Raw genomic sequence first — 11,900 nt, forward strand, 5'->3', positions numbered from 1 at the left:
CCATGCGTCGACCTTTATGGTTTTTTGATTTAGACAATACGCTACACGACGCATCTAGCGATATATTTCCCTACATTAATGACGCAATGACGAGCTTTGTAGCTCGTCGTTTGCATTTAGATCGAGAAGCGGCCAGCCAAGTACGCAATCGTTACTGGCAACAGTATGGTGCGACTTTGTTGGGGTTGGTAAAGCATCATGCGATAGACCCACATGAGTTTTTATATGAAACCCATCGCTTTGATGAGTTAAGCGGCTCACATCTAGATGATTTATCGAATATTGTCAGCGGTAAAAAGGGGCTTAGACAGCTATTAAATAGGTTGCCAGGGCGTAAGATTTTGCTGACCAATGCGCCTCGAGCATATGCTCAAAAAGTTCTTCAAGAGTTAGGTATTGTGGGTTGTTTTGAAGCGGTTGAGGCCATTGAAGATATGGAGGTTCACCAGCAGTGGCGCCCAAAGCCGGATCATTTAATGATTAGAAGACTGCTTCGAAAGTATCGTTGTGCCCCTCATAGAGCCGTTTTAGTGGATGACACCTTGGGGCATTTATCTGAATACTCAAAATTGGGCTTAAAGACAGTCTGGTTTAAAAGACATGTTAGGACTTACACCCATAATCGAGGTAATGTATCTCTAGAAGTACAATCAATGCATCAATTATTTAAAAGTTGGCAGAAACTCAAATGAACTCACCATTTAATCAAGTGCCTATGACCAATGACTCTAACCAGGATGCGGAGGCGCCGGTTCGTAAACGCCCGCGCCCAGGTGAGCGCAGAATTCAAATTCTTCAGGTTCTAGCTGAGATGTTGGAGAACCCCAAGGGGGACCGTGTCACAACTGCAGCTTTGGCTGCGCGATTAGAGGTTTCAGAAGCAGCTTTATACCGACATTTTGCAAGTAAAGCCCAAATGTTTGAGGGTTTGATTGCCTTTATTGAGCAAACAATCTTTGGTTTAATTAATCAGATTACTGAGCGCGAGGAGGCGGGAGACCGTCAGGCACAGGAAATTTTGATGGTTTTGCTGGGTTTTGGCGAAAAGAATCCTGGTATGACCAGAGTTTTGTTAGGCGACGCCTTGTGGTTAGAGGATGAGCGCTTGCAGGACCGTATTGCTCAAATTTTTGAGCGCATTGAGTCTTCGTTGAAGCAGTCTTTGCGTATCGCACAAACACAAGGCCGTTTCCCTCAGTCGGCAGATGGCAATGAGGTTAGCTCAAGAGCTGCGATGATGATTAGTTATGTGGTCGGCCGTTGGCATCGCTATGCGCGAAGCGGCTTTAAAAAGGCGCCTACTGAGTTTAGTGACTTACCTATGAGAGTTTTATTCTCAGTATGAGTTTAGGAGTTGTTAAGCCAGAAATCCTTCACTTTGCAGAACCACTTAGTTTGCAAAGCGGGGCAAGCATTGCCGATTACAACTTGGTTGTAGAAACTTACGGCCAATTAAATGCTGAGAAAAATAATGCAGTTTTAATTTGTCATGCTCTTAATGCCTCGCATCACGTTGCTGGCATTAGTGCGGATGATCCAGAAAATATTGGTTGGTGGGACAACATGGTTGGCCCTGGTAAGCCAGTAGATACAAATAAATTCTTTGTGATCGGGGTTAATAACCTAGGATCATGTTTTGGTTCAACTGGGCCAATGAGTATCAATCCTGCAACGGGTAAGCCTTATGGAGCATCTTTTCCTGTGGTCACGGTGGAAGATTGGGTAAATGCTCAGGCTAGGGTGGCGGATCACTTTCAGATAGAAAAGTTTGCGGCAGTCATGGGTGGTAGCCTTGGTGGTATGCAAGCCATGGCTTGGAGCATGATGTATCCCAATAGAGTCGCCAACTGCATAGTAGTGGCTTCAACGCCTAAATTATCTGCACAAAATATCGCATTTAATGAGGTGGCTAGAAGCGCGATTTTGAGCGACCCTGATTTCCATGGTGGTGATTATTACGCGCATAACGTTAAGCCACGCAGAGGTTTAAGAGTTGCCAGAATGATTGGTCATATCACTTATTTATCAGATGATGATATGGCTGAAAAGTTCGGCAGAGAGTTGCGTCGAGCCGAAGGCGACTCTGATGAATATAACTTTAGTTTTGATGTTGAGTTTGAGGTTGAAAGCTATCTGCGTTATCAAGGTGAAAAGTTCGCAGATTATTTTGACGCAAACACTTATCTCTTAATTACGCGAGCATTGGATTATTTTGATCCTGCCAAGGCTTATGCCAATAATTTAAGTGCAGCGATGAAGGATGTTGTTGCGAAGTTCTTAGTGGTGAGCTTCACAACTGATTGGCGCTTTGCGCCAGATCGTAGCCGAGAAATCGTTAAGGCATTGCTTGATAACAAGCTAGATGTTAGTTATGGTGAAATTGATGCGCCACACGGTCATGATGCATTCTTATTAGAAGATCCTCGTTACCACGGTTTAGTGAGAGCTTATTTTGAGCAAATAGCCATGGGAGTTAATCCATGATGCGTTCTGATTTTGCGGCAATTGCCAAGTGGATTAAGCCTGGCTCACAGGTATTAGATGTGGGCTGTGGGGATGGCACGCTTTTGAATTATTTGAAAGAGTCAAAATCAGCCCATGTCTATGGCGTTGAGCTTGCTGATGACAAGGTTTTGGCTTGCGCACAAAAAGGGCTCAATATTGTTCAGCAAAACCTAGAGGGTGGCTTAGCATTATTTGAAGACAACAGTTTTGATACGGTAATCTTGTCTCAAACATTGCAGACCATACATCAAACTGCAAGAATCTTGAGTGAGATTGCTCGTGTAGGTAATGAGTGCATTGTGTCTTTCCCAAATTTTGGACATTGGTCTCATCGGGCATCTGTTGCTTTGGGGCGCATGCCCGTCTCTAAATCTTTGCCATACCAATGGTATGACACGCCAAACGTTCGAGTACTCACAATTGCAGATTTTGAAGCGTTAGCACCAGCCGTTGGTTTGCAGTTGCTTGATAGAGTTGTCCTTCATGATGGCCAAGCCGTTCAATTTTTACCTAATTTAAGAGGTAGTCTTGCAATCTATCGAGCACGTCGGGCCAAGTAAAACTAAAGCATTATTAGTTTGTGTTTTTCTAGGCTTCTCTAGTGGATTACCTTTATTCATACTTTATAACCTCTTGTCAGCTTGGTTAAAAAGCGAAGGCGTAGATCTAAAAGCCATTGGTTTATTTGCTCTGGTTGGGATGCCCTATACCTGGAAGTTTTTGTGGGCGCCCGCCATGGATCGATTTAACTTGCCTTTTTTAGGGCGTCGACGTGGGTGGATGATTGCGACTCAAGTTGCAGTGATGATTGCTGTCATATTGATGGGGCAATTTAATCCACGAACTGAAATTTGGACAGTTGTCTTTCTTGCATCCATCGTTTCATTTTTGTCAGCCAGCCAAGATGTTGTTGTAGATGCGCATCGACGTGAGTGGTTAACTGAAGAGCAGATGGGTTCTGGCACAGCACTTTTTGTTAATGCATATAAATTATCAACATTAGTTCCTGGATCACTATCTTTAATATTGTCAGATTTGATGACTTGGGATTGGGTCTTTTTAATTACTGGCTTATTTATGTTGCCAGGAATTCTGACAACGTTGTTGGTATCTGAGCCAAAGATGTATGGTCCGGCACCAAAAACATTGAAAGAGGCCGTGATAGAACCATTCAATGAATTTATGCAAAGGCGTGGATGGCAGCATGCGGTTTTAGTCTTGGCATTTATTTTTTTATACAAACTAGGTGACTCAATGGCTACTGCATTAGCTACACCTTTTTACATTGAGCTTGGATTCACAAGAACAGAAATCGGGTTGGTAGCAAAAAATGCAGGTTTGTGGGCAAGCATCCTGGGTGGTATCTTGGGAGCCTATTGGATGCTCAAAACTGGCGTTAATAAAGCGCTTTGGTTGTTTGGTTTTTTACAAGCGATTGCTATTATTGGTTTTGCAATTTTGGCTCAAACCGGTGCGGATTTATGGGTGCTAACCTGGGTAATTGGATTTGAAGCATTATCAGTTGGGCTGGGAACGGCCGCTTTCACATCGTATATTGCGCTGGAAACTAATCCAAGATTTACCGCAACTCAATTTGCTCTATTTACGAGTTTATCTGCGGTGCCAAGAACATTTATTAATGCTTTAACAGGTTACATTGTTGAGTTAACAGGCTGGACCAACTTCTTTGTCATCTGTTTTATTTTGGCGATACCTGGTTTGTTGTTATTGCCTAAAATTGCACCTTGGAATAAAGAAAAGCAGTCTGGTTTTGAAAAAGCCGCGTAATTAAATGACAGCTAATTTTTTTAAAAATTTGAAAACATATAGTGCTACGGCACTGTTTGTGATTTTGACTGCTTGTGCTTCATCGCCAAGGCATGTTGGGCCCGCAGACGGAGTAAAAGTTGGCGATGGATCTAGTTTAAAAAACATGGTGCCGGCAAGTCAGTTAGAGCAATCTGCAACAAAACAATACAACAGCATGAAGCAAAAAGCTTCACAAAAAAATGCATTGGCTCCTGAAAATCATCCCCAAGTTATTCGTTTAAGAGCGATTGCAAAAAAAATTCTTCCACATGCGTACGCATGGAATCCTGACTCTCAGGCATGGAAGTGGGAGATTAATTTATTTGTCTCTGATGAGGTCAATGCGTTTTGCATGCCTGGTGGAAAAATTGCTTTTTACACGGGCATTCTGGAAAAGTTGAAGCTAAATGATGATGAGGTTGCTACGGTGATGGGTCATGAAATTGCTCACGCTTTAAGGGAGCATGCGCGCGACCGAATTGCTAAAGCCCAAATAGGTAATTTGGGTGCAAACGTTTTATCCTCAGCTTTGGGTTTGGGTAATGTGGGTAGTCAAGCCTTGGGCCAGGGTTTGCAAATATTAGGTTTGAGTTTCTCGCGAGCTGATGAGAAAGACGCTGATTTAGTTGGGATGGATATAGCAGCTCGAGCTGGCTATGATCCACGTGCTGGAGTTTCTTTATGGCAAAAAATGGGTCAGCTATCGCAAGATAAAGATAAGCAACCTGAATGGTTATCTACGCACCCATCGGGTGATTCGCGTATTTATGAAATCCAAAGAAACATGATGGATGCTTTAATTTTGTATGCGCGAGCTAAGAACACCACAATTGATCGTTTGCCTAATTACAAACCTTGATTTATAGATTCTCGTAATCAACAATCAGGGGCGCATGGTCAGAAAATTTTTCTGATTTATATATCTCAACTCTTTGTGCTTTGGTGCCAATAGTAGGCGTTGCTATTTGGTAATCAATACGCCACCCAACATTTTTTGCATAAGCCTGCCCTCGTTGGCTCCACCAGGTGTAGCACTCATCTTCTGTATTTGGGTGTAAATGCCTGTAAACATCAATAAAGCCCACACGATCGAAGAGTTGAGTCATCCACTCTCTTTCTTCTGGTAGGAATCCAGAGTTTTTAATATTGCCCTTCCAGTTTTTAAGATCAATTTCTTTATGAGCAATATTGATATCGCCACATAAAATGATTTCAAGCCCTTCATTTTTTAAGGCTTCCAAATGGGGCATAAATAAATCTAAAAACCTAAACTTAGCCTCCTGTCTTTCAGGTGCGCTAGATCCAGACGGAAAGTAGGCCGAAATAACAATCAGCTTGCCAAATCTTGCTTCAACATATCGCCCTTCAGCATCAAATTCACCATCATCAAAGCCGATTTTTACACTGTCTGGTTTTTGTTTTGAGTACAAACCAACCCCGCTGTACCCTTTTTTTTGTGCATATTGAAAAAAACCATGGTAACCATTTGGACTTAGGAGGGCGCTATCTAAATCGGCCTCCTGAGCTTTAAGCTCTTGAATACAAAGGATGTCTGGGGCTTGAGCGTCAACCCATTCAAAGAAACCTTTTTTAGCAGCTGAACGAATCCCATTGAGGTTGGCGGTAATGATGCGTAACATCTCGGTTATGACTTCCAATCAAGAAAACTTTAAAAACGAATTTATCAATTTTGCCTTAGATGCCAAGGTTCTAGCTTTTGGCGAATTTAAAACAAAGGCAGGACGATTATCCCCATATTTTTTTAATGCTGGTGGCTTTAATGACGGCGCTTTGTTAAAGGCTCTTGGTGAGTTTTATGCAAAAGCACTAATCAGTTCGGGCATTCAGTTTGACATGTTGTTTGGCCCCGCCTATAAGGGCATTACTCTTGCAGCCACGACGGCTGTGGCTTTGGCGGGAATGGGGCGCCCTGTACCATTTTGCTTTAATCGTAAAGAAGCTAAAGATCACGGCGAGGGTGGCACATTAGTTGGTGCTCCTTTAAAGGGGCGTGTTGTGATTATTGATGATGTTATTTCAGCAGGTACCTCTGTAAGAGAGTCTGTTGACATCATTAAGCACTCAGGTGCTACTCCTGCAGCAGTTTTGATTGCTTTGGATCGGATGGAAAGAGCTGGCACAGCCACTGAAGTTGCAGATACGTCAGCAGTTCAAAACGTGGAAAAAGAATTTGGCATGCCAGTAGTCTCAATTGCAAACTTAGCAAGCTTGATGCTCTTCTTAGAGTCCAGCAAAGACTCGGCATTGCAACAATATTTGCCAGCAGTAAAAGCTTACCGTGACAAATACGGCATTAATTAAAGATTATTCGAGGGTAACTACACCCTCGAAAACAGTTACCGCTGGACCTGTCATCATCACATCACTCTGAAGGGATGTTTTTCCATCCCATTCAATAGATAGATCTCCGCCACGTGTATGCACGAGGACAGGGGAATCTAATTGACCGCGAAGGATCCCTGAGACCACTGCAGCGCAGGCACCTGTACCGCAGGCTAAAGTTTCGCCCGAGCCTCTTTCAAAGACGCGCAACTTAATTTCGTTTCTATTGAGGATTTGTAAAAAACCAGCGTTTACTTTCTTCGGAAAGGCTGCGTGCTTTTCAATTTCTGCACCTGCGGTTGTCACGGGCGCTGAGTCTACATCGCTGACGATTTGAACGGCGTGAGGATTCCCCATAGATACGGCAGAGATCCAAGCCGACCCATTTGATAGTGGTAGCTCATACAGAGTGGTAGAGCCCTCTTTTTTAGAATTTAAACCAGCATCCATGAATGGAATGTCAGCGGGGGTCAAAATAGGTGCACCCATGTTCACAACAACTTGACCATCATGAGTTTCAGTAAGGCTCAGTATGGTGTGAGCCACTTGTACTTTGACTGTTTTATTGCTTGTGAGCCCTTTTTCTCTAACAAAACGCACAAAGCAACGAGATCCATTGCCGCATTGCTCAACTTCTGAGCCATCGGAGTTAAAAATTCGATAGCGAAACTCTGCATTGGGTACCGTTGGCTTTTCAACTAAGAGAATTTGATCTGCTCCAATCCCAAATTGGCGATGCGCAAGCTTTACCCACTGCTCCTTTGTAATTTGAGACAGGTCTTGTGAGAGGCCATCAAGCACTATGAAATCATTGCCAGCGCCATGCATCTTGGTAAAACGTAAAGTTAGCTTTGTCATAGGGGTAAATATACAGGCTTGCGCCCAAAAATGAGAATGTTATAGAATTTAGGCTATTCGCCGAGTTAAGACAACTTGCGGGGCGAATTAAAACTATCCGCTAAAGCGTCGCCGCACTTAGTAATACTCGGCACGTGTTGTCGGTTATTTAACTAAGGAGCAGCAAATGGCTAACAATTATTTCTTTACTTCAGAGTCAGTTTCTGAAGGTCATCCAGATAAAGTATCTGATCAAATTTCTGACGCAATCCTTGACGCTATTTTGGCGCAAGATCCAACCGCACGCGTTGCAGCTGAAACTCTTTGTAATACCGGTTTAGTAGTTCTTGCTGGCGAAATTACAACGACGGCGAACGTTGATTACATTAATGTGGCGCGTGACACGATTCGTCAAATTGGTTACGACAATACAGAGTACGGTATCGACTACAAAGGTTGTGCGGTATTGGTGGCATATGACAAGCAAAGCCCAGATATCGCCCAAGGCGTAGATAAAGCGCATGATGATGGTTTGGATCAAGGCGCAGGCGACCAAGGCTTGATGTTTGGTTATGCGGTTGATGAAACACCAGAATTGATGCCTTTGCCAATTCATTTGTCACATCGTTTGGTTGAGCGTCAGGCTGATTTGCGTCGCGATGGCCGCTTAAACTGGTTGCGCCCTGATGCAAAGTCACAAGTTACTTTGCGATATGTTGACGGTAAGCCTGATTCAATTGACACAATCGTTTTATCAACACAACACTCACCAGACATTTCTTTAGAGAAATTGCGTGAGGCTGTGATTGAAGAAATCATCAAACCAGTTTTGCCAAAAGAGCTAATCAAAGGCGAGATTAAATATTTGGTTAACCCAACAGGTCGTTTCGTGATTGGTGGACCTCAAGGTGACTGCGGTTTAACCGGTCGTAAGATTATTGTGGATACCTATGGTGGTGCAGCACCTCACGGTGGCGGCGCATTCTCAGGTAAAGACCCTTCTAAAGTTGACCGATCAGCTGCTTACGCAGGTCGTTATGTGGCAAAAAATATTGTTGCTGCGGGCTTGGCGAGTAAGTGTTTGGTGCAGATTTCTTATGCAATTGGTGTAGCTCAGCCGACCTCAGTAATGGTTAGCACATATGGCACGGGCAAGATTTCTGACGAGAAGATTGCTGAGTTGGTGCGTGCTCACTTCGACTTAAGACCAAAAGGTATCGTGAAGATGCTCAATTTGTTGAGACCAATTTATCGTAAGACGGCAGCCTATGGACATTTTGGTCGTGAAGAGCCTGAGTTCACTTGGGAAGCTACAGACAAGGCAGCAGCATTAAAAGCTGCGGCTGGTTTATAATTTTTCAAAACCTCTAAGGAGCGTTGCGAGGTGTTTGGCAAAGCCAAACGCCCTAGGCTTAGAGGGAGGCAAATGCCTTTAGCAACGACGCTCGCTAACCTGTGAAGTGATTGGTTGGCGAGCTTTTTTATTTGCTCTCCAAGAACTTCCCTAATAGCTTGGAGTGAACATGAACAAACCTACAGATTTAAACATTCTTAAAGACTGTGCCATTGCCGATATTTCTTTGGCTGATTGGGGTCGTAAAGAGATCGCTATTGCTGAAACAGAAATGCCTGGTTTGATGGCAATTCGTGAAGAATTCGCTGCAAGTCAGCCTTTGCGTGGCGCACGCATCACAGGCTCATTGCACATGACGATTCAAACAGCGGTATTGATTGAAACTTTGGAGGCTCTCGGTGCTGAAGTGCGCTGGGCCTCTTGCAATATTTTCTCTACGCAAGATCATGCTGCAGCAGCAATTGCTGCCAACGGCACACCTGTTTTTGCTATTAAGGGTGAAACATTAGAGCAATACTGGGAATTCACACACCGCATTTTTGAATGGCAAGACGGTGGCTATTCAAACATGATTTTGGATGATGGTGGTGATGCAACGATGTTATTGCACTTGGGTACAAAAGCTGAAAAAGACCAATCAGTTTTAAATCACCCAACTAGCGAAGAAGAAACTGTTTTGTTTGCTTCAATCAAGGCCAAGTTAAAAGTAGATCCTACTTGGTACTCAGTGCGCCTAGAAAAAGTAAAAGGTGTTACAGAAGAAACAACAACTGGTGTTCATCGTTTATATCAAATGCATGCTAAAGGCGAATTAAAGTTCCCAGCCATCAACGTTAATGATTCAGTAACAAAGAGTAAATTTGATAACTTGTACGGCTGCCGTGAGTCTTTAGTTGACGGTATTAAGCGTGCAACCGATGTAATGGTGGCTGGTAAGGTGGCTGTTGTTGCTGGTTATGGTGATGTGGGTAAAGGTTCTGCACAAGCGTTGCGCGCATTGTCTGCGCAGGTTTGGGTAACAGAGGTAGATCCAATTTGCGCGCTACAAGCAGCTATGGAAGGTTATCGTGTTGTAACAATGGATTACGCAGCAGATAAAGCTGATATCTTTGTAACGGCTACTGGCAACTACCATGTTATTACTCATGACCATATGGCTAAGATGAAAGATCAAGCCATTGTTTGTAACATCGGTCACTTTGATAATGAAATTGATATTGCGGGCATTGAAAAATACAAGTGGGAAGAAATTAAACCGCAAGTTGATCATGTGATTTTCCCTGCAAGCAATGGTCAACCAGAAAAGCGCCTCATTATTTTGGCTAAGGGCCGCTTAGTGAACTTGGGTTGTGGCACAGGCCATCCTTCATATGTGATGAGCTCGTCATTTGCAAATCAAACAATTGCTCAAATTGAATTGTGGACTACTGCAGATACTGGTAAGTATCCAGTTGGTGTATATACACTACCTAAGCATCTTGATGAAAAGGTGGCGCGTTTGCAGTTGAAGAAGTTGAATGCTCAGTTGACTGAGTTAACTGATCAGCAAGCAACATACATCAATGTTAAGAAAGAAGGCCCTTACAAGCCTGAAACATATCGTTACTAATTAGTTAATGCTAAAGAAAGAAATTAGATGGAATTGAGCGTTGAGTTTTTCCCGCCAAAGACTGCAGAAGGTGCTGCAAAGTTACGTTCTGTCCGTGAACAGTTGGCGACAGCGCTTAAGCCCACGTTTTTTTCAGTAACGTTTGGTGCTGGCGGTTCCACTCAAGATGGAACGCTAGCAACTGTTAAAGAGATACATGAGGCCGGCCAACAGGCTGCGCCCCATCTATCTTGTGTTGGCAGTTCGAAAGAAAAGATTAGAGAGTTGCTCGCGCAATATAAAGCGCTTGGCATTAACCGCATAGTTGCTTTACGCGGTGACTTGCCTTCTGGCATGGGCCAGTATGGCGAATTTCATCATGCTGATGAGTTAGTCTCATTTATTCGTAGTGAAACAGATAGTCATTTTCATATTGAAGTGGCCGCTTATCCAGAAATGCATCCACAGGCAAAGTCAATGACCGATGATGTTTTGAGGTTTGCCAACAAAATGAAATCTGGCGCAGACTCTGCAATTACCCAGTACTTTTTTAATAGTGACGCCTATTTTAGGTTTATTGATGAGGCAGCTAAGTTAGGGGTTGATCAGCCTATTGTTCCTGGCATTATGCCCATTACAAATAGTACTCAGTTGCTACGCTTTTCAGATGCATGTGGCGCTGAAGTGCCACGTTGGATTCGTTTGCGTTTGCAGTCGTTTGGTGATGATACGGCTTCAATTAAAGCATTTGGTTTGGATGTTGTGACTGATTTGTGCGATCAGTTAACGGTTGCCGGGGCGCCAGGCTTGCATTTTTATAGTCTCAATCAAGCTGATACAACATTAAACATCGCTAAAAACTTAAATTTAATTTAATGCTAGGCGCTGATTATTAAATCTAGCGCTTGGTCATGTTCTTGAGGACGCCAATCGCCCTCTGCAACTTTTTGAGTGTTGTAAGCCACGCCAACTGATTGAACGTTATGTTGCTTATTTTTATATAGCGCAAGTGTTCGATCGTAGTACCCGCCACCATATCCGATACGCCAAAGTTGTTTATTTTGATCAGACCAGCCAAGGCAAGGGGCAATGATGATGTCTGGTTGCGCATAGTTAGAGTTAACAATAGGCTCGTTAATTCCTTGGGGGCCTTTTTGCATTGCAGTGCTCTCGGTCCAGAGGCCAAATTTTAGAGGTTCGTTAAGCTGAACTATTGGGAGTGCAATTGCTCTGTTGGGGTGATATCTTGCCCAATTTAATGCAAGCGGGCGTAAATCGAACTCACTGTTGATGGGCCAATAAATAGCTACGCAACAATCATTAAGTTGTTCAAAAAACGATGCAACTTTATTTTCTAGGCATTTTCGTTGGGCGTCATCCCTGTTAGACCTTAGTCTTATCTCTAGCAGGTTTTGTCTAAGATTATTTAAAGTTTTCACAGGCTACTCAAAAGTAGAAAAAATA

13 protein-coding genes and 1 riboswitch are annotated in these 11,900 nt (G+C 43.3%); of the genes, 10 read left to right on the plus strand and 3 right to left on the minus strand.

What is annotated here, in order from left to right:
- Window positions 1–2: 2 nt before the first annotated feature.
- The 6 genes from CFR83_RS04820 to CFR83_RS04845 are packed head-to-tail and all read left to right on the plus strand — an operon-like array spanning window position 3 to window position 5,173.
- A complete protein-coding gene (locus tag CFR83_RS04820) occupies window positions 3–692 on the plus strand; it encodes a pyrimidine 5'-nucleotidase (protein ID WP_088812819.1) in 690 nt (229 codons plus the stop codon).
- Window positions 689–1,345 (plus strand): nucleoid occlusion factor SlmA, encoded by a 657-nt coding sequence (gene slmA, locus CFR83_RS04825; RefSeq protein WP_207758565.1) that lies wholly within the window; start codon window positions 689–691, stop codon window positions 1,343–1,345. The genes CFR83_RS04820 and slmA overlap by 4 nt, the downstream gene beginning before the upstream one ends.
- Window positions 1,342–2,484 (plus strand): homoserine O-succinyltransferase MetX, encoded by a 1,143-nt coding sequence (gene metX / locus CFR83_RS04830; protein ID WP_088812820.1) that lies wholly within the window; start codon window positions 1,342–1,344, stop codon window positions 2,482–2,484. Before slmA ends, metX begins: the two co-directional genes overlap by 4 nt.
- On the plus strand, window positions 2,481–3,065 hold the full coding sequence (metW, locus tag CFR83_RS04835) for a methionine biosynthesis protein MetW (RefSeq protein ID WP_088812821.1): 585 nt from the start codon (window positions 2,481–2,483) through the stop codon (window positions 3,063–3,065). Before metX ends, metW begins: the two co-directional genes overlap by 4 nt.
- Window positions 3,034–4,293 (plus strand): AmpG family muropeptide MFS transporter, encoded by a 1,260-nt coding sequence (locus CFR83_RS04840; protein ID WP_207758551.1) that lies wholly within the window; start codon window positions 3,034–3,036, stop codon window positions 4,291–4,293. Before metW ends, CFR83_RS04840 begins: the two co-directional genes overlap by 32 nt.
- Before the next feature lie 4 nt (window positions 4,294–4,297).
- Complete coding sequence (locus tag CFR83_RS04845) at window positions 4,298–5,173, plus strand: M48 family metallopeptidase (protein ID WP_088812822.1); 876 nt, start codon at window positions 4,298–4,300, stop codon at window positions 5,171–5,173.
- Between the two features lies 1 nt (window position 5,174).
- Here the strand turns inward: CFR83_RS04845 and CFR83_RS04850 are convergent, their stop codons facing one another.
- Window positions 5,175–5,954 carry an exodeoxyribonuclease III gene (locus CFR83_RS04850; protein WP_088812823.1) on the minus strand — a complete coding sequence of 260 codons (780 nt, stop codon included), beginning with the start codon at window positions 5,952–5,954 and terminating at the stop codon, window positions 5,175–5,177.
- A 7-nt stretch (window positions 5,955–5,961) separates the two neighbouring features.
- Between CFR83_RS04850 and pyrE the strand changes: the two genes are divergently transcribed.
- Window positions 5,962–6,636, plus strand: a complete 675-nt coding sequence (gene pyrE, locus CFR83_RS04855; protein ID WP_088813204.1) for an orotate phosphoribosyltransferase — start codon at window positions 5,962–5,964, stop codon at window positions 6,634–6,636.
- A 3-nt stretch (window positions 6,637–6,639) separates the two neighbouring features.
- Here pyrE and dapF read toward each other — a convergent pair whose 3' ends face one another.
- Entirely contained in the window at window positions 6,640–7,515 is an 876-nt protein-coding gene (dapF, locus tag CFR83_RS04860; protein ID WP_088812824.1) for a diaminopimelate epimerase, read from the minus strand.
- A gap of 166 nt (window positions 7,516–7,681) precedes the next feature.
- Here dapF and metK point away from each other — a divergent pair, with 166 nt between their 5' ends.
- The 3 genes from metK (at window position 7,682) to metF (ending at window position 11,312) form a co-directional block, all read left to right on the plus strand.
- Complete coding sequence (gene metK / locus CFR83_RS04865) at window positions 7,682–8,848, plus strand: methionine adenosyltransferase (protein WP_088812825.1); 1,167 nt, start codon at window positions 7,682–7,684, stop codon at window positions 8,846–8,848.
- Between the two features lie 9 nt (window positions 8,849–8,857).
- Window positions 8,858–8,948, plus strand: a riboswitch (S-adenosyl-L-homocysteine riboswitch).
- A gap of 69 nt (window positions 8,949–9,017) precedes the next feature.
- A complete protein-coding gene (gene ahcY / locus CFR83_RS04870; RefSeq protein ID WP_088812826.1) occupies window positions 9,018–10,457 on the plus strand; it encodes an adenosylhomocysteinase in 1,440 nt (479 codons plus the stop codon).
- Window positions 10,458–10,484: 27 nt separating this feature from the next.
- Complete coding sequence (metF, locus tag CFR83_RS04875) at window positions 10,485–11,312, plus strand: methylenetetrahydrofolate reductase [NAD(P)H] (protein ID WP_088812827.1); 828 nt, start codon at window positions 10,485–10,487, stop codon at window positions 11,310–11,312.
- A gap of 2 nt (window positions 11,313–11,314) precedes the next feature.
- Here the strand turns inward: metF and CFR83_RS04880 are convergent, their stop codons facing one another.
- Window positions 11,315–11,875 (minus strand): 5-formyltetrahydrofolate cyclo-ligase, encoded by a 561-nt coding sequence (locus CFR83_RS04880; RefSeq protein ID WP_088812828.1) that lies wholly within the window; start codon window positions 11,873–11,875, stop codon window positions 11,315–11,317.
- Window positions 11,876–11,900 lie beyond the last annotated feature (25 nt).

It is taken from the genome of Polynucleobacter victoriensis (assembly GCF_900187875.1).
Lineage (GTDB): Bacteria > Pseudomonadota > Gammaproteobacteria > Burkholderiales > Burkholderiaceae > Polynucleobacter > Polynucleobacter victoriensis.

Coding starts and splice junctions, on each gene's coding strand:
- CFR83_RS04850 (WP_088812823.1), bottom strand. CDS start 5,954: ATGTTACGCATCATTACCGCCAACCTCAATGGGATTCGTTCAGCTGCT.
- metW (WP_088812821.1), top strand. CDS start 2,481: ATGATGCGTTCTGATTTTGCGGCAATTGCCAAGTGGATTAAGCCTGGC.
- slmA (WP_207758565.1), top strand. CDS start 689: ATGAACTCACCATTTAATCAAGTGCCTATGACCAATGACTCTAACCAG.
- CFR83_RS04845 (WP_088812822.1), top strand. CDS start 4,298: ATGACAGCTAATTTTTTTAAAAATTTGAAAACATATAGTGCTACGGCA.
- metK (WP_088812825.1), top strand. CDS start 7,682: ATGGCTAACAATTATTTCTTTACTTCAGAGTCAGTTTCTGAAGGTCAT.
- metX (WP_088812820.1), top strand. CDS start 1,342: ATGAGTTTAGGAGTTGTTAAGCCAGAAATCCTTCACTTTGCAGAACCA.
- CFR83_RS04820 (WP_088812819.1), top strand. CDS start 3: ATGCGTCGACCTTTATGGTTTTTTGATTTAGACAATACGCTACACGAC.
- ahcY (WP_088812826.1), top strand. CDS start 9,018: ATGAACAAACCTACAGATTTAAACATTCTTAAAGACTGTGCCATTGCC.
- dapF (WP_088812824.1), bottom strand. CDS start 7,515: ATGACAAAGCTAACTTTACGTTTTACCAAGATGCATGGCGCTGGCAAT.
- pyrE (WP_088813204.1), top strand. CDS start 5,962: ATGACTTCCAATCAAGAAAACTTTAAAAACGAATTTATCAATTTTGCC.
- metF (WP_088812827.1), top strand. CDS start 10,485: ATGGAATTGAGCGTTGAGTTTTTCCCGCCAAAGACTGCAGAAGGTGCT.